Origin of the sequence: Pseudogracilibacillus sp. ICA-222130 (genome assembly GCF_037892545.1) — a bacterium.
GTDB lineage: Bacteria > Bacillota > Bacilli > Bacillales > Amphibacillaceae > Pseudogracilibacillus.
Window position 1 is genome coordinate 1 of sequence record NZ_JBBKBG010000010.1, and the last position, 17,207, is coordinate 17,207.

19 protein-coding genes are annotated in these 17,207 nt (G+C 33.6%); 5 read left to right on the top strand and 14 right to left on the bottom strand.

The window, feature by feature from the left end; translation table 11 throughout:
• The 3 genes from WKT09_RS06135 to spxA form a co-directional block, all read right to left on the bottom strand.
• Positions 1–1,121, bottom strand: a 1,121-nt coding sequence (locus WKT09_RS06135; protein ID WP_340415191.1) for a competence protein CoiA, incomplete at its 3' end; no start/stop codon positions are given.
• A gap of 332 nt (positions 1,122–1,453) precedes the next feature.
• Positions 1,454–2,131 (bottom strand): adaptor protein MecA, encoded by a 678-nt coding sequence (gene mecA / locus WKT09_RS06140; RefSeq protein ID WP_340415192.1) that lies wholly within the window; start codon positions 2,129–2,131, stop codon positions 1,454–1,456.
• Positions 2,132–2,405: 274 nt separating this feature from the next.
• Positions 2,406–2,801: a transcriptional regulator SpxA gene (spxA, locus tag WKT09_RS06145; protein ID WP_336265882.1), complete on the bottom strand. Its 396-nt coding sequence runs from the start codon at positions 2,799–2,801 to the stop codon at positions 2,406–2,408.
• A gap of 567 nt (positions 2,802–3,368) precedes the next feature.
• On the opposite strand from spxA, the gene trpS reads away from it, so the two are divergent.
• Positions 3,369–4,352 (top strand): tryptophan--tRNA ligase, encoded by a 984-nt coding sequence (gene trpS, locus WKT09_RS06150; protein ID WP_340415193.1) that lies wholly within the window; start codon positions 3,369–3,371, stop codon positions 4,350–4,352.
• Between the two features lie 38 nt (positions 4,353–4,390).
• On the opposite strand, the gene WKT09_RS06155 is transcribed toward trpS, so the two are convergent.
• The 4 genes from WKT09_RS06155 to WKT09_RS06170 all read right to left on the bottom strand — a co-directional run bounded on the left by WKT09_RS06155 (position 4,391) and on the right by WKT09_RS06170 (position 7,836).
• On the bottom strand, positions 4,391–5,125 hold the full coding sequence (locus WKT09_RS06155; RefSeq protein ID WP_340415194.1) for a DUF3603 family protein: 735 nt from the start codon (positions 5,123–5,125) through the stop codon (positions 4,391–4,393).
• Positions 5,126–5,203: 78 nt separating this feature from the next.
• On the bottom strand, positions 5,204–5,422 hold the full coding sequence (locus tag WKT09_RS06160; protein ID WP_340415195.1) for a hypothetical protein: 219 nt from the start codon (positions 5,420–5,422) through the stop codon (positions 5,204–5,206).
• Positions 5,423–5,604: 182 nt separating this feature from the next.
• On the bottom strand, positions 5,605–6,846 hold the full coding sequence (gene fabF / locus WKT09_RS06165; RefSeq protein ID WP_340415196.1) for a beta-ketoacyl-ACP synthase II: 1,242 nt from the start codon (positions 6,844–6,846) through the stop codon (positions 5,605–5,607).
• A 51-nt stretch (positions 6,847–6,897) separates the two neighbouring features.
• Positions 6,898–7,836, bottom strand: a complete 939-nt coding sequence (locus WKT09_RS06170) for a beta-ketoacyl-ACP synthase III (RefSeq protein WP_340415197.1) — start codon at positions 7,834–7,836, stop codon at positions 6,898–6,900.
• Between the two features lie 250 nt (positions 7,837–8,086).
• Between WKT09_RS06170 and WKT09_RS06175 the strand changes: the two genes are divergently transcribed.
• On the top strand, positions 8,087–8,269 hold the full coding sequence (locus WKT09_RS06175) for a DUF2929 family protein (protein WP_340415198.1): 183 nt from the start codon (positions 8,087–8,089) through the stop codon (positions 8,267–8,269).
• Between the two features lie 85 nt (positions 8,270–8,354).
• Here WKT09_RS06175 and moaD read toward each other — a convergent pair whose 3' ends face one another.
• From moaD to WKT09_RS06195, 4 genes are all read right to left on the bottom strand, one after another.
• Positions 8,355–8,591 (bottom strand): molybdopterin converting factor subunit 1, encoded by a 237-nt coding sequence (moaD, locus tag WKT09_RS06180; RefSeq protein ID WP_340415199.1) that lies wholly within the window; start codon positions 8,589–8,591, stop codon positions 8,355–8,357.
• Complete coding sequence (locus tag WKT09_RS06185; protein ID WP_340415200.1) at positions 8,592–9,056, bottom strand: molybdenum cofactor biosynthesis protein MoaE; 465 nt, start codon at positions 9,054–9,056, stop codon at positions 8,592–8,594. It lies immediately after the preceding gene.
• Between the two features lie 81 nt (positions 9,057–9,137).
• Positions 9,138–9,449 carry a metal-sulfur cluster assembly factor gene (locus tag WKT09_RS06190; RefSeq protein WP_340415201.1) on the bottom strand — a complete coding sequence of 104 codons (312 nt, stop codon included), beginning with the start codon at positions 9,447–9,449 and terminating at the stop codon, positions 9,138–9,140.
• A gap of 76 nt (positions 9,450–9,525) precedes the next feature.
• Positions 9,526–10,290, bottom strand: coding sequence for a dienelactone hydrolase family protein (locus WKT09_RS06195; RefSeq protein WP_340415202.1), 765 nt, complete (start codon positions 10,288–10,290; stop codon positions 9,526–9,528).
• A gap of 129 nt (positions 10,291–10,419) precedes the next feature.
• On the opposite strand from WKT09_RS06195, the gene WKT09_RS06200 reads away from it, so the two are divergent.
• The 3 genes from WKT09_RS06200 (at position 10,420) to WKT09_RS06210 (ending at position 13,223) form a co-directional block, all read left to right on the top strand.
• A complete protein-coding gene (locus WKT09_RS06200) occupies positions 10,420–11,253 on the top strand; it encodes a Cof-type HAD-IIB family hydrolase (protein WP_340415203.1) in 834 nt (277 codons plus the stop codon).
• Positions 11,254–11,657: 404 nt separating this feature from the next.
• Entirely contained in the window at positions 11,658–11,921 is a 264-nt protein-coding gene (locus WKT09_RS06205) for a NifU N-terminal domain-containing protein (RefSeq protein ID WP_340415204.1), read from the top strand.
• Positions 11,922–11,999: 78 nt separating this feature from the next.
• Positions 12,000–13,223 (top strand): hypothetical protein, encoded by a 1,224-nt coding sequence (locus tag WKT09_RS06210; RefSeq protein WP_340415205.1) that lies wholly within the window; start codon positions 12,000–12,002, stop codon positions 13,221–13,223.
• 543 nt (positions 13,224–13,766) lie between these two features.
• On the opposite strand, the gene WKT09_RS06215 is transcribed toward WKT09_RS06210, so the two are convergent.
• The 3 genes from WKT09_RS06215 to WKT09_RS06225 all read right to left on the bottom strand — a co-directional run bounded on the left by WKT09_RS06215 (position 13,767) and on the right by WKT09_RS06225 (position 17,201).
• On the bottom strand, positions 13,767–14,540 hold the full coding sequence (locus tag WKT09_RS06215; RefSeq protein ID WP_340415206.1) for an IclR family transcriptional regulator: 774 nt from the start codon (positions 14,538–14,540) through the stop codon (positions 13,767–13,769).
• A 606-nt stretch (positions 14,541–15,146) separates the two neighbouring features.
• Positions 15,147–16,088, bottom strand: coding sequence for a phosphotriesterase family protein (locus tag WKT09_RS06220; RefSeq protein ID WP_340415207.1), 942 nt, complete (start codon positions 16,086–16,088; stop codon positions 15,147–15,149).
• A 105-nt stretch (positions 16,089–16,193) separates the two neighbouring features.
• Positions 16,194–17,201 carry a zinc-dependent alcohol dehydrogenase gene (locus WKT09_RS06225; RefSeq protein WP_340415208.1) on the bottom strand — a complete coding sequence of 336 codons (1,008 nt, stop codon included), beginning with the start codon at positions 17,199–17,201 and terminating at the stop codon, positions 16,194–16,196.
• Between the last annotated feature and the right edge of the window lie 6 nt (positions 17,202–17,207).

The following is a 17,207-nucleotide window of genomic DNA, read 5'->3' on the forward strand; positions in this document are numbered from 1 at the left end:
TCGAGGGCCTCGTCTAAATTTTTATAATAAGAAATTTGATTTTTCTTTACATACACACCTTTCGTCATTTCTTGGATTATACCAATTTGACATAATAACTGTAAATACTCACGCGCAGGATGTTTTTCTATTTTTAAAAGCGGAAAATAACTAAGGTCCATCATCTGACTCCGAATAAGCCATTTAGCCTCTTTTTCCGTAAATGTTGCATGAATATCTTTCTCATCTATTAAGTCATATAAAATTTTACTTTGCCACTGCCATAATGGCACTCGCATCATGATCTGGTTTTTTATTGGGAAATGAATATAAGATGGCAAAATAGAGCGATGAAGCCGCTTTTCATATAATGAGTTTTCCCACTTTCGGTCTTTTCCATACGTCATTTGACGATAGAGTCGAAAACGTTTCTTTTCATTTCTCCAAACAGATACATACCGTTGTACGTTTAAAGGTTTTTCGGCAAATAAATGACGTAAATCAATCCGTTGAAGTGGATACATTTGTTGTTGCACATAAGCAATATTTCCTTTTAGAAAATTAATATGTTGGATAATCGATAATTTCTCTTCTCTCGGACATAAATAATATAGAAATGTTGGTCCTTCTTCTCGATATTGGTGGATCATATGGTGGGCAAACGGATGTATTTTTAAAAGGTCTGTTGTGACACGTTCATACAAATTCGCACCCAAAATCCAAATGGGGGTAATATCTAATTTCCGATAGCCTGCATTTCGTTTGATGACTTCTTTTAATGGGATTTTTGCACATTGAAATTCAATCGCAACTTTCTTACTCCCTATTTCAAAATAAATATCCGGTCGTTGTTGAATTTCAGCAATGTAATGTTCGATTCGTACATTCACTCCTTGATCGATAAACCAATGATAGAGCAATAATTTTCCTTTCTGATGGAATTCTCCTTCCCCACCAATATAAGTACAATCAACTTTTGAACGATGTGCAAAATGTGGTATCACTTTTAAACCTGATTTAATAAATACATCTGATTTACACGCTGGGCAATAAAACGTCTCTAATCTTAGTGATTCAACCTCCTCTTTCGGCAACAAGGCTAAAGTAACCATTCTCCCGTCTTTCATTTTCGCCGTCAACATGTTTAGAACACATCCTTTATCTTTTATGCGTTATTGTACATAAAAAAACTCGAATTGCCGAATGGACAAAACTCGAGTTTTGGGATGAAAAACAGCTGTAAAATTCAATTTTATTCTAGGGAAAATGGTAGTTTCAGACATACATTCTATCGCAAAATTCAAATTTAGTACGTGCGAAAATTTATGATTAAATGAACCACTTTTTATAAAATGTAGCTTGTACACATTACATTCATTATTTTCACTATACAACCATTCCATATGAAATGCCCGTTACAAAATAAAAACGACCATGATAAGATACAAACTCATTCTATCATGGTCAAGCTAGATTACGGTTCAAAATATTGTCTCACATTACGGAATACGTCATTTTCAAACACGAGTACCCCGTACTCCTCTAAAATGTGTGGAGTATAATCAGCCTCTTGGCTATATTCTAAAATTTGGCTTAAAATATCTTCTTGTTCATCGTATAGTTCTTCTGGAATTTCTACATATAAGTGATATTTACCCTCATAGTGATAGAGCATTGTTCGAATATCAAATTCAAACAACGTGGAAATATTATGGCTTAATTGGATAACATCCTCTAATTCTTCGAAAGTTGATACCATCCATAAACTATCATCATCCATACTTTCTTTATTATCCATTTGTTGATGTTTCGCTAACTTTTCCTCAATATAACTACGTGCTTTATCATTAATTGTAATATCGAATGTATCTTCAATTTCGTCAAATGATTCGAACGGGGAATCCCCTTTTCCTAATTGTGCCTTCGTTACGATAATTTCTAAACCTTTCTCTAACGCTTGTACTTGGATCCATAAAGGTCCTTCAACCGAAAAGTCTTCTTTATAATTTACTTCATCCATCATTTGCCAAAATAATTGTTCACTTCGTTCACGATTATACCAAATTTCCTCTCGCTCAAATCCGCGATCTTCAATATCAACATATGAAATATAAAATTTTACCGTATTTTCGTTTATTCTTTCTATCTCCATTTAATACCTCTCCCTTCGATCAAAATTAAACAATCCTTAGCACCTAACTTGAACAAGGTGGAAGAGATTACTTACTGAATATATTATACTTATCTCTATTGTATGTTATCTTACGTGAGATGAAAATATAAATGCCTATTTATGAATGTGAATATAATATACTATCTTTCGGAACTTTTTTCAATATTTCACCTTTTTCAACCATTTTTCGCATAAATACGAAAAATCGTAAACCATTTCTTATGGTTTACGATTTCTCTACACGCAAGTTAAATTAGTTTACCATTTTTTGAGCTTCACGTAATTGAAAAGTACGTACTGTTCTTGGTAAGAAGCGACGAATTTCATCTTCATTATAGCCAACTTGTAAACGTTTCTCGTCTAAAATGATCGGACGTCTTAACAAGCCTGGGTTTTTTTGGATTAATTCATATAAATCTTTTAAAGGAAGTTGCTCAATATTGACATCTAACTTTTGAAATACTTTAGATCTTGTTGAAATAATTTCATCTGTACCATCTTCTGTCATTCGTAAAATTTCTTTTATTTCGTCTAATGATAATGGTTCAGAAAAAATATTTCTTTCTCTATATGCTATTTCGTGTTCTTCTAACCATGCCTTCGCTTTTCTGCAAGAGGTACAACTTGGCGAGGTATAGAGTGTTACCATGTAACTTCACCCCTCATTCTTCTATTTATATATTAATTGTGAACTTCTTAGATATGCTAAGATTCCCAATTAATGGGCTCAATCCGATGTTCCATACGGTGCTGTTTGTAAAAAGTTAGTCCATTGTGCGAATTGTTTAAATGTGATAACTCTCACAATGTTTATTACTTCTAATTACCTATAAACAAATGTTGCCTGTCCATTTTTTGTACGCATTAGAAGTATTAACTTTTATTATATAATAATGACTCTAAATAAACTTCCTCTGTCGATTATACTACAATTGTCAAGCAAAAGGTAGACCCTTTTCAAAATAAGTAAACTTTTTTTTGAAATGTCATAAATTTGTTACAAACTGTCGTTTCACTATAGTATGATACCCAAAATAGCTATTTATAAACAATAAGGAATTAAATATATTTTCTTATTATTCTGTGAATAAATCGCTAAATAAGTTGTTTCTGTTGATTTCTCGCCATTTCCTTGCTTTCATAAAAAACGTATTATATGATTTAAGAAGTAATAAGAACTGTAAAACATTTTGTAAAATCATTGGAGTGAAACAACGTGAAAAAGATTTTTTCAGGTATTCAACCGAGTGGAACATTAACATTAGGTAATTATTTAGGAGCGATGCGACAATTTGTCCAATTACAAGAAGACAATCATTGTTATTTCTGTATTGTTGACCAACATGCGATTACAGTTCCACAAGATCCGAAACAATTAAGAGAAAATAGTCGTTCTTTAGCAGCATTATATATCGCTTCAGGGCTAGATCCAGAAAAAGTAACATTATTTATTCAATCAGAAGTACCTGCACATACAGAACTAGGCTGGATGTTGCAATCTATTACATATATGGGTGAATTAGAGCGAATGACACAATTTAAGGATAAATCTGAAGGCCGAGATGCTGTATCATCTGCATTATTCACCTATCCTGCTTTAATGGCCGCAGATATTTTATTATATCAAACAGATATTGTCCCTGTAGGGGAAGATCAGACACAGCATCTTGAATTAACAAGAACTGTTGCCGAACGTTTTAACAATCGCTTTGGAAAAGTTTTTGTCATACCGGAAATTAAGATTCCTGAAGTTGGTGCACGAATTATGTCTTTACAAGAACCAACGAAAAAAATGAGTAAATCGGACGAAAACACGAAGGGCTTTATTTCAATGTTAGACACACCAAAACAGATGGAAAAGAAAATTAAAAGTGCTGTAACCGATTCGGATGGCATGGTGAAATTTGATAAAGAAAATAAACCAGGTGTTTCTAATTTAATGACAATATATGCAAGTTGTACTGGTAAAACATTAGAGGAAATCGAAGTAGAGTTTGAAGGTAAAGGATACGGTGATTTTAAAGGTGCCGTAGCCAATGCTGTTGTCAATACATTAGAACCAATCCAAACGCGTTATCATGAATTAATCAATTCTGATGAACTGGATGAAATTTTAAACAACGGTGCAAATAAAGCAACCCATTTTGCCAATAGAACATTAACGAAAGCGAAAAAGAAAATGGGACTGTTACGTAATTAAAAAAAATAGCAGGAAGGACAAGATAATTTGTCCACCTGCTATTTTTGCTTTACTTGTAAATATTTTTCTAAAAAGGGTTTCCCTTTCATCATTTGTTTACATAGATGTTCATGTTTTTCAGACCAACCACGTTTTACTTCATTGTATAAAAGACGATATAATTGATCCTCTGTTAACTGATGAATGGCATACGATACTTTCTCATCCTTCCATTCTGCCAACCAGTACAATAATTCACTCATATTCTTTGATTTTTCAAGTTGTTTGACCGCAACTAATAAAAGCATCTTTAACTCTCTTTCTCGCCTCGTAAGTCCATACATGTATTTTCTATTTACATGTAAAAATGATTCCTTCTCGTCTGTTTTTGGCATATGAAAATATTTAATTTGTTTCATCTTTTCACATAATTGCAATACCTTTATTTCTTGTTTTAATGGGAGTCTACTCTTTTTTAATGGCATATTAAATCCAGTCGTATCAAAAGCAATAACACCTTTTCCATCTGTCAAAACTGCTGCATAATCAATGGTCGTTTTTTTATATTTTTCTCTTTTTGTCGTTTTTTTATGTATATGATAAAGTAATGAACTCGGTAATGGTTGAATATTATTTTCCACCGCATCAAATACTTGTGTAGTCACATACAAGACTGGTATCTGTTCTAATAGTTCTACCTTATCTTCCTTTCTCCACTCATATTGTGGACATACTTGATATCCTTCTTTTTTTCCAATAAACCAATTTACCCAAACATCATGAATAAAATGCATGTTCATCCCTCACTGTTCAACATATTTATGTCCCATTATGTCCATAAATGGATAAAAATATGCTTTTTAAACAGCAGATTATTTCAATTGTAGTTTATCAAAAGGAAGTTTATGGATGGTAAAGCTAACTATAATAACACCAAGTGGAAAAAAGTAACATTCTACCCGGCTACTAATAAAATGTACATATTCATACCAAGTAATGCCTGCAGGCAAAAAATTCATATACGCAATGATCGTTATGCCACCAGATATAGCAAGTCCAAATCCAATTAAAAACAAAAAGATATATCCCATATTAATTCCCTCTTTTTCGTAAACTTGGCTTGTACTATATCCTATGCAACGTTTTCATCATTATTATAAAACAGCCTGAAACAAAACTCATTGAAATAAAAAAGGTCATCTCCGTAAAATAAAATTACGGAGATGACCTTTTTACGACATGAGAAACTAGTGATGTTCTAGCCTCTTTCGTATTAATCGTTAAATTTTTTAAAGACTAAACAAGCATTATGTCCACCAAAGCCGAATGAATTACTTAATACAACATCTACTTCTTGTTGACGGCTTTCGTTTGGTACGTAGTCTAAGTCACAATCCTCGTCTGGTGTTTCATAATTGATTGTTGCAGGGATTGTACTTTTTTCAATTGCTTTAACAGAAATGACCCCTTCTACTCCACCTGCAGCACCTAATAAATGACCAGTCATCGATTTTGTTGAGGAGATCGCCACATCCTTTGCATGATCACCAAATACTTCTTTAATTGCTTGTGTTTCATATTTGTCATTTAATTCTGTACTCGTTCCATGTGCATTAATATAGGTGACCTCTTTAGGTTGAACATTTGCATCATTTAACGCTTGTTTCATTGCACGGACAGCACCTTCTCCGCCTTCTGCTGGAGCTGTAATATGGAATGCATCACCTGTTGCTCCATATCCAACAATTTCCGCATATATTTTTGCACCGCGAGCTTGTGCGGATTCTAACGTTTCTAACACTAAAATACCAGCACCTTCTCCCATGACAAAACCGTCACGGTTTTTATCAAATGGACGACTCGCTGTTTTAGGATCATCATTAAATGATAATGCCTTCATAGATGAAAATCCTGCAAATGCCATATTGGTTAATGGTGATTCTGTCCCACCAGTAATAATATAATCTACATCTCCACGTTGAACAGCTTTATAAGCATCACCAATTGAATTTGTACCTGAAGCACATGCTGTTACTGTACATGAATTTATTCCTTTTGCTCCAAGTTGGATCGATACTTGTCCTGCTGCCATATCTGGAATTAACATCGGCACAAAAAACGGACTTACACGACGATATCCTTTGTCAATAAATTTTCTCATTTGTTCCTCGTACGTATCCATTCCACCAATTCCACAACCAATCCAAACTCCAACGCGATCTGCTATAGATTCATCGATTGTTAAATTTGCATCTTCAACGGCCATTTTTGATGCTGCAATGGCATACTGTACAAATAAATCCATACGTTTTGCTTCTTTTTTCTCTACAAATTTTGTTACATCAAAATCTTTTACTTCTGCGGCGACAGAGACTGGAAATTCATCTGTATTTACTCTCGTAGTATAGTCAATTCCCGAATGTCCTTGAACGATATTTTCCCATAATGTTTCTACATCATTTCCAACAGGTGTCACCGCTCCAACTCCTGTTACAACTACACGTCTATTCGACATGGCTACATGCCTCCCTATCAATATGTCTTATATTTATCATGATTCTTTATTTTATTTACCCCAACGTAATGCAACTGCTCCCCAAGTGAGACCGCCACCGAAACCTACTAACACGACGACATCCCCATCTTTAATTTTTCCATCTTCAATTGATTGTGATAATGCGATTGGAATAGAAGCTGATGAGTTATTACCATAATATTTAATCGTCGTAGCCATTTTATCCTCATCGATACCTATACGTTGACGCGCTGCCTCCATAATACGAATATTCGCTTGGTGTGGCACTAAAAAGTCTACATCTTCTTTCTTTAATCCCGCTTTTTCTACGACGTTCATGCATGATTCTGGCATTTGACGGACAGCAAACTTAAACACTTCGCGCCCGTTCATATATAAAAATCCGTCATCTTTTTGTAATAAATGTGGTCCACCTTTTCCACTTGCACCTAATTCAAATGATAAAATTCCATTTCCTTCCGATACACTGCTTAGTACAGCTGCACCAGCACCATCTCCTAATAAAACACAAGTATTACGGTCTGTCCAGTCTGTAATTTTTGATAGTTTATCTACTCCTACTACTAGTACGTTTTTATAGGCACCAGCTTCAATAAACTGTTGCCCTGTAATAACACCATACATAAATCCAGCACATGCAGCTGCTAGATCCATTGCTGCTGCATTCGTAGCTCCTAATCTATCTTGAATCATACAAGCAACAGACGGAAAAGATTTATCAGGTGTAACAGTAGCAACTAATATTAAGTCTATTTCTTCCGCAGTTTTTCCCGCACTTTTTAAAGCCTTTTCCGCGGCAATTAAGGCCATATCTGAAGAATCTTCATCATCTTTAGCAATTCTTCTTTCCTCAATTCCGGTTCTTGTTCTTATCCATTCATCTGTTGTATCTACAATTTTTTCTAAATCCGCATTTGTTACGATATTATCTGGAGCATAATGTCCAATACCAATAATACCTACACCCATCTTGCCATCTCCTTTAACATACTAACTTAATAGCAAATATTATGACTTGGTATAAACTTTAAGCTATTTTTCTTTTTCATGCAAGAAAAGAAACCAAAAATTGTTTATAAATTTCACTTCTTTTTAACATATATAATATAACATATTTAATTTATCGTTTTCCTCTTTTCTTTTTAAGTATTTTTTGCTAAACTTATAAAGGATGAATATTGTACATACATATATGTAAATGGTAAATGAGGTGTAACGAATGAGAGTTATTGTCGCTTTTATTTGGGCAGTTTTAATTAGTTCGGCTTTAGCATATATCCTATCAAGCATGGCAAGTGATATGTTTAACTTCACGCAAGCGTTAGGATTAAGTATTTCAATGATTATTGCGGTAATGATCATTGATGGAGTTTTATCAAGTTTTTCAAAAAGTGCCGAATAACACAAAAAGATTTCAGCATATGCTGAAATCTTTTTTTATGATAAAATATGCGCCTTTGTTCATAATATTCAAGATTAAAAACCAATTAGCCTCCACTTACTGGTGGGATAAATGCAACAACATCTCCTGATTGAACAATATCTGTTTCCGTTGCATATTCTTCATTGATTGCGACCATGGCATCTTCTAATAATGAAGCAATGTCATATTTAGCTAAAAAGACATCTTTAATTTCTTTCACCGTTTTTCCATTCGCTTCTACTTCTAATTGTTTTTGTCCAATTTTTTCTTGTAATTGTGCAAAAAATAGTAACTGTACCATTTACATATCCCCTTTCATTGGTTTTCCTTCAGGATACGAGGTAGTTTCTCTTTGGTCTCCGATCCATTCTGTCCCATCTTCCCAATTTTCTTTTTTCCAAATGGGGACGATTTCTTTAATTCGTTCAATCGCATATTCACACGCATGAAATGCCGCTTTTCGGTGTGGGGTAGAAACCGCAATAACAACCGCTATTTCAGAAATATCTAATTTGCCAATTCGATGGCCAATTGCCACCTCCGCATCAGGATACATTTCCTGTATTTCATGTCCAATTCGAGCGAGCTGTTTTTCAGCCATTGGGATATATGCATCATATTCCAAATAGAGTGTTTTCTTTCCTTGTGTAAACTCCCTAGCGATTCCAGTGAAGGTACAAATTGCACCAGCTTCCCGTCGAACAACTTTATCCATGCACGATTGAACATCTAATGGTGATGTTGTAATCCAAAAATGTTTCTCCATTATTATCCCACCTTATAAGTTGACAATTTTGTACAAAAAAGGTTGATTACACAATGGATATCGTGAATCAACCTTTTTATATTAGTCAGGGATACCTAATGCGATTTTCGCATAACGAGACATTTTGTCTTTTCCCCAAGGTGGGTCCCAAACGATATTTACATTAATTTCTTTTATTTCAGGAATATCTGCTAAGACGTGGCGTACATCTGCTTCAATATGTCCAGCTAACGGGCATCCCATTGACGTTAATGTCATCGTAATGGTACATAAACCTTCATCATCTAGGTCTATATCATAAATTAATCCCATATTTACAACATCAATCCCAAGCTCTGGGTCGATAACGTTTTCTAAAGCACCTAAAATATTTTCTTTTAAAGCTTCATCCATGAAGATTTCCTCCTTTACATAAATCTACTTCTATTTAACCATATTTTACCCCTTTTGAAAAATGAATGATTTAATTTTATAAATATTTTTCAAACCAATCTGCTGCTTTACTCATCGACAGTTTACTAATATTATGGATACGTCCTTTTTCTTCTAAAAAATGAACATGATCTTTATTAGAATATTGTTCTTTTACTTTTTTATAAAAGTTTCTCGTATCATCAATCGGTATGACAGCATCCTGATCTCCATGCCAAATAAATAAAGGCCGGTCATTTAATACAGATAAGTCTTTTGTAATATCAAATTTCTCCACTAATTTCATTGCTTCATCCACATCTTTTTGCGGAATTTTGGCATCATGATTTGAATGGTATCGGTCAATTAAAACTTGTGCGTACTCCGACATACTCGGTGTTCCCATTAACACTGCAGCTGAACTTATCCAATCATATGTGCGTAAAGCACCGTATGTTGTAATACCACCCATGCTCGTTCCGCCAATACCTATTTTTCCATCTAATAGTAAGTTTTCTTTTTCTAGATAATTTTTAATTATTTGTAATTCCTTAATATTCGTTAGTACGATTTTCCAAAATCCTAATTCTAACTCCCCTTGGGTAGCATTATTTCTTCTTTCACCATGTAAAATACTTTCCGGCAAAATAACACGTAAACCTTTTTCCGCAATTTTATATGCTAATGTTAAACTACTCTCTTTTTCTCCATTAAAACCGTGGTAATATACGACTGTTGGCAATTTTTCGCTCTTTTTCGTTGCATCTGTTACGACTAATACAGGTATTTCCTCGATATATTTCTTTTCCACCGATAATTCCATATAACATCGTCCTTTCCTTTTATACATCTTTATTATGAATGAATCATAATTCATTTGCAACGCATATAAACCGTTAGGTAGAGTTATTTATTTGTTTTTGTTATGATATAGATACACGAGGTGATACGAATGAAAGAAAAACATTTAATTGCTTTAGATTTAGATGGGACGTTGTTATCTGATCAACGCCAAATATTAGCACCGACGAAAGAAACGATTCAACATTTAATAGAAGCTGGTCATGTTGTCGTAATTGCAACAGGACGTTCCAATAAATTAAGTATCCACTATTATCATGAATTAGGATTGAAGACACCTTTAATTAACTCTAACGGAGCAGTTATTCACCATCCACATGATAAAAGTTGGGGAGTCCACCATACCCCATTAGAACGCAAGTTAGCGTTAGATATTATCGATGCGAATAAACAATTACAAGGAAAAAACGTATTGGCAGCTGTACAAGACACTGTATATTTAGATCGATACGATGAACATATTTTTGATTTCTATCAACCAAAAAAAGATGATTCATTCCATGTAGGACCTGTAACAGACTTATTAAAAGATGATCCAACATTGATGTTATTGTATCCAAATAAAGATAATTTACAGCGATTAACATCTTATTTAAATGATATACACGCTGATATTATTGACCATCGTAACTGGGGAGAACCGACAAATGTCATTGAAGTAATGAATAATAAAGTAAATAAAGCAACAGCAATACAACAAGTTGCAAAAGAATTCGGTATTCCAAAAGAACGCATTATCGCATTCGGTGATGAAACGAATGACTTAGCTATGATTGATTATGCTGGAGTAGGTGTGGCGATGGGAAATGCAGTAGATGAACTAAAAACCGTCGCAAAACATGTGACAGATACAAACGAAAATAACGGTATCGGTCAATTTTTAGCGGATTACTTTCAACTAAAAATTGCCTCATTACAAAAGTAGGTTAATAGAATCACCCAAACAAAATAACCAAGTGGTTTGGATATAACTACTTTCTAATTATAAAAATTGGTCCTGTTTATCACGAAAAGATAAACAGGACCGATTTTCATTCTAATTTCGGTGAAATAATAGAAATATATGATAGATTATTATGTTGTTGCCTTAATTTTACGAAAATGTGCTCTTTTGTACGTCTACATAAATTTACGGAGACTCCTTATGTAGTTGATCAGGCAAATCATTATAATTTTGAATATCAAGTAATAGAATACCTTTTCATTTGTGAACTTTTTTTAAAAATGTGATGGGATATTTATAAAATGCGCTTTATTCCAAACGATGAAATGGTCTTTTTTTATAAAATATGGTACATTTATGATGGAATAATGATAGGAGGGATATTTGTGGCAATTAGACCAGAAGGAACACCAAACCCAAATGCAGTGAAATTTACTTCCGATACAATAATCTTTGAGGGTAACGACAGTATTTCTGTTATGCCTGGAGATACGAGTGAACATGAAGTATTAAACGAATTAATGAAATTAGAAGGTGTAGAAAACGTTTTTGGTTATCAAAACTTTATTACCGTAAACAAAAAATTTGATGTGGAATGGGATCACTTACTAAACAAAATAATCGATCTTATCGAAAGTTATGGGTATTAATTTGATACATAACTAAATCACTTGTAGGGAAATGATCTCTACAAGTTTTTTCATGTAAACATACAAGGAGGAAGCATGATGGCTTTTCCGACGAGATTTACGCATATTTCTCTATTATTTTTAACAATTACAGCTTTATCAGGGATATGGATGCGACTATATTTTGTCACACCGAAAGCCCAAATATTACCTTTTGAACATATTTTACACGGACACTCTCATATGGCGATTTTAGGATGGTCTTTTCTTGCCATGTTCGTGCTATATGTAAAATTGACTTGGGAATCCCTCCCAATGAAGAAACATGCGACAATTATTCTTTATACGATATTAATCGTGACCATTATGATGTTTATCGCTTTTTTATATGAAGGATATGCAACATATTCAATTATTTTATCTGTTATACATATTTTCGTAGAATATTGGGTCATTATTTTTATTTGGATAACCTTAAAGCATATCCCTAAAATGACAAGTACGGTTCGTCGTTATATCTATGCAAGTTTACTTAGTTTATTTTTATCTACACTTGGACCATTCAGTTTAGGGGCTATCGCAGCTAATGGATTAAGAGAATCCCCATTATTTGAAATGGCGATTTATTTTTATTTACATTTTCAATACAATGGTTGGCTTTTCTTTATGTTATTCGGACTGTTTTTATTCTTTTTACAAAAGAACAAAATAACATATAACGAAAAATGGATCCAGCGTAGTTTTTGGATTTATTTCATTAGTTTATTTCCAGCTTATTTTTCTGCTATTTTATGGTATGACATAGGCATGAGTGGCTATATTGCTGCTTTCATTGGTGTAATTGGACAATGCATCGCTATTCTTTATTTACTTGGTGCGCTGATTCCTGCTCATATGCAATTTCAGTCATTGTTTAGCAAACATATGAATATTTCGTATATATTTATTATCATCATCCTTTTAATGAAACAGTTCATGGAATTCGGGTTATTAATACCGGGCTTATCAACGTTAATTTATGAAACTCGTTCTGTCGTTATTGGATATTTGCATTTAACTTTTTTAGGCTTTATTACGATGTTTATTTTAAATTTATATCAAAGTACACAATTATTAGATGAAGGGAAAAAACGAGTAACATATGGAATTGCTATTTTTTTAGGAGGTTTCCTATTACAAGAAGTAGTTTTATTTTGTTCGGCGTTATTTTCATGGACAAATGGCTGGATGATCCCTTATCAAAATGAACTCTTATTAAGTGCAACGATTTTATTATTAATCGGTATATGTTCCATTTGGACAACCATATCCAAACATACATAAAAGAATTTGTACCGACAAATAGTAGGTTCAATAAATTTATTCTCACTAGCACTACTTTTTAATTTATGATCCCTTTTCCAGCCTATGCAGATAAATTAGTATACATAAGGTTAGAGCATAAGTAAAAAAGACGCATTGGGGAGTTCTCTTAGTGATGGATTTTATGGAAGGATAAAAACAAAATTGGTAGGTTTAAGTCCAGTAGAATACCGAACCCAAACCAGCCAAACAGCTGCATAATTAAAACTCTAACTTATGGGGGTCACAACCCGCCGGGTGGTTTTCTCTTTGTCTAAAATAGTCTTCTGAAATAGATGCGCGCTAACTGCACGTACGATTTCTTTGATAACTTCTTTTAAAGGGAAATTCACTTGTTTTCTATTTTTATACAGAAAAAAGGTGCTAGTGGATTTTCCCACCAGCACCATATATTGTAGAGCAAAAAGTAATCAAATACATATATGTACCCTATCCAAATACTGAGTAAATTATATTTCCTGCGATTTCATATCTTTCGAGAATCATGGGGGGCACATGGATGAATTATGATATAGATTTACCAATCTTATTTGCTCCGTTCTTTAAGCTTGTAACATAATACATTAATTTACTTTTTTCAAAATGTGAATCTGGCATAAAAACACTTAAAACTGCAACTACCTTAGACTCCTCAAAATTAAAAATTGGAACTGAAATGCCAACAGCTCCCTGAACATGTTCACTGTTGGTATAACCATACCCTTTCTCTAAAATCTCATTTATTGACCTTTTTAACTGTTCTGTTGTAACCAAAGTATTTTCAGTATGCGCACGCAACTCCAAGTTGGAAATAAAAGTTTCTTTTTCAGATTCGTTATAATCCTTTATAATATAAGCAAGATGTGTCTTACCTGCTGTTCCGGTAGCTAGGGGAAATGCACTTCCTATCTCTTGACTCCATTTTATAATCGAAGGACTCTCCTCTCCTTCAATAAAAGAATAATAGGAATTTTCTCCGTGCACTATGCTCAAGTAGACTGATTCCTTAAATTCCATTGCTAGTTTTTTAATAATAGGTCGAGCAACAATTCTTATATCATGATCTATCATATTATATAGTCTTAAAATATTTGGGGCCGCTAAGGAGTATTCTTTTGATTGTTCTCGCTGTATAAAACCCGTCGTACTCAGAGAATCTACTAATCTGTAAGCAGCTGGTAAACTTATTTCTAAAGCACTAGCAATATCCCCCACTGAAAGATACTTTTCCTTGGAAAATAACATTAATGCGTTTAAGGTCCTCTCCGCAACTAAAGAGCCTTTATTTTTCTTATCCATCCAAACACCTCTTGAAGTTTCTTTACTATTAATTATTATAATTTATTAATTATAGCATATAACATACAAAAGAATCATTTTCCCATATAAACTTAACTCAACCATTCCTCCTAAAATATTTCATATCTTTATACGCCTTATAGTATTAACAAATAGTGAATGACAATAAGATTTTACGTTCACTACTCCAACTAAAAGAATAAACAGCATTTTAGCTTGTGTTCACATCGCTCATTTTAGCGCTATTCTAGTCAGAATCTTCCATGATGAAGAACAATCGTGATTTTATTATGAATGATGTGATAAGGTAAATATCCTTTTTCAGCCTAAGCAGATAAATTAGGATGCATGAGGTTAGAGCGTAAGTAATTTAGAATAGTAAAAACACGAACAATAAATAATAGGAAACCGCCGCTTCAAAAATGTATTTTGGTTGCTACGGACCGTTCCCGACTTCTAGCACCTCCACTATCATGTCGGTCTAGTAATTTTCGGACACTACTTCTCCCATAGTTGTCATCATACATTTCTACGCTTCACCTAATTATCGCTCGTGTTTTCATTACCTCTTTTGCTTTGTCTCAGCCTCATGCAGAAAAATAATAATTATTTTCCTTGAAACCAATTCTGAACATTTTCATACATCATTGTATGAATTTGTTCCTCCGTCGCCCCTTCTTTACGCAATTTAGGAATAACTTCATCTATTAAAAATTCAATGGACCAATTAGGGACTAATTGATTAACCTGTTCATCCGTATACCAATCAATATTACAACAGTAATCTTGAGAAAGGAAAATACGATTCGCATATCCTTGGTTTAAAAGTTCAAGAAGTGTACTATGTCTCTTTTCATATTCCAATGGTGGTTGTCCAAAACGATCTGCCCCAATATATACACCACTATCTAATATTTGCTTAATATAATCTAAATCATCTGAGTCACCTGTATGACCAATCATAATCGAATTTGGATTTACTCCTTCTTCTTTAAAGATTTCCAATTGTTTTAAACCATTGCCACTTGCAGGATGGGAATGAGTCATAATTGGTACTCCTGTATGCTTTTGTGCACGTGCTATTGCACGAAAAACTTTATCCAAATCAGGAGTAATTCCCGGAGCATCCGCGGCACATTTTAAAAAGCCGGCTTTAATAGGAGTATTTTGAATACCGACTTCAATATCATAAATAAACGCATCTGTCATATAATCAATATCACGGTTTTGGAAATGCATTGGAATTTCTGTAAAAGAATAGATTCCAGTCGCTGTAATAATTTGCACCCCAGTTTCTTGAGATACCTTTTCTAAAAATCGAACATCTCGTCCCATCCCAACTACAGTTGGATCACATATCGTTTTTACACCCTGCGCTTTTACAGCTTGTACCCCTTTCACAGCTTTTTGATAAATTTCCTCTTCATCATATAGATGAGGGAATTGTATTGCTACAGTTTCCGATCTAAGGAGAAGGTGTTCATGAACAAGCGTACAACCCAAATCTTCAACTTTGACTTTTCCTAAAACAGTATTAACAAATCCCATCATTTACTCTCCTCTCAAAATATCTTTTTATCAAGTTACTTTTTAACATTAAGGCGTTTTCCATCGAAAATAATTTTTCCTGTCAATAATAGCTTATTTTCTTTCTTAGTTCATTTTTATAATAGACTTTAATACTTTCTGTTGATTAGCATCTGAAAAAGCAATTGCACCATCTACTAAGGGATAAATGGAAATAATATTTTTTAATAGTTCTTTATACTTGTCTAATATAACAAAAGCTTGTTGGAAATCACTAGATTTAAAACCGTAGCTTGACAGAACATTAATTTCTCCTCTTACCATCATGTTCACTGGGAATTTAACATCTTGCTCGTATAAAGCAACTAATACGGATGTTCCACCTTTTTTTAATCTAAACATACCTGTTTCCGCAGCAATCGAAGAACCCGAACATTCAAATAGGAAGTCAAAGTCTTTCATTTTAGGTGATGTGTCCTCCACAATCTCTGTTTCGATTCCAAAACTCTTTGCATGACGAAGCCTGTGTTCCCAGTCTTTTTCTAATCCGGAAATAGTTACATTTGCACCATAACTTTTTGCTGTTATTGCTACAAACAAACCTATAATACCGCAACCTTGAACGAGAACATTTTGATTTTTTATGCTATTTCCAACTTTCCCCACGGCATTTAAAGCAACAGATAATGGTTCTGTCATTGCCGCTAAATTGGAAGGAAGTGTTTCAGGTATTTGGTGAATTTGATTCTCTTTAACTTTGACGAATTCAGCCATTCCCCCATCACAATGTAAGCCAAATATTTTTATATTCGAACAAATATTCCTTTGCCCATTTAAGCATTGCTCACATTCATTACAATAAATTCCTGGTTCTACAACGACACGCGAGTTCAATAAATGTTTCTTATTAGAATCTTCATGCATTTCTATTATATATCCTGATAATTCATGACCTAACACAATAGGTTTTGGTACAAACTCATATCCTTTAGCGTGATTTGCTGCGTGCAAATCACTTCCACAAACTCCACAATACTCTACCTTTATTAATACCTCATCTTTTTCAAGAGAAGGTTTTGGCTTTTCTTCAACCTTAAATTCGTTTATAGTTTCAGTTTTAACTAATGCCTTCATAAAATC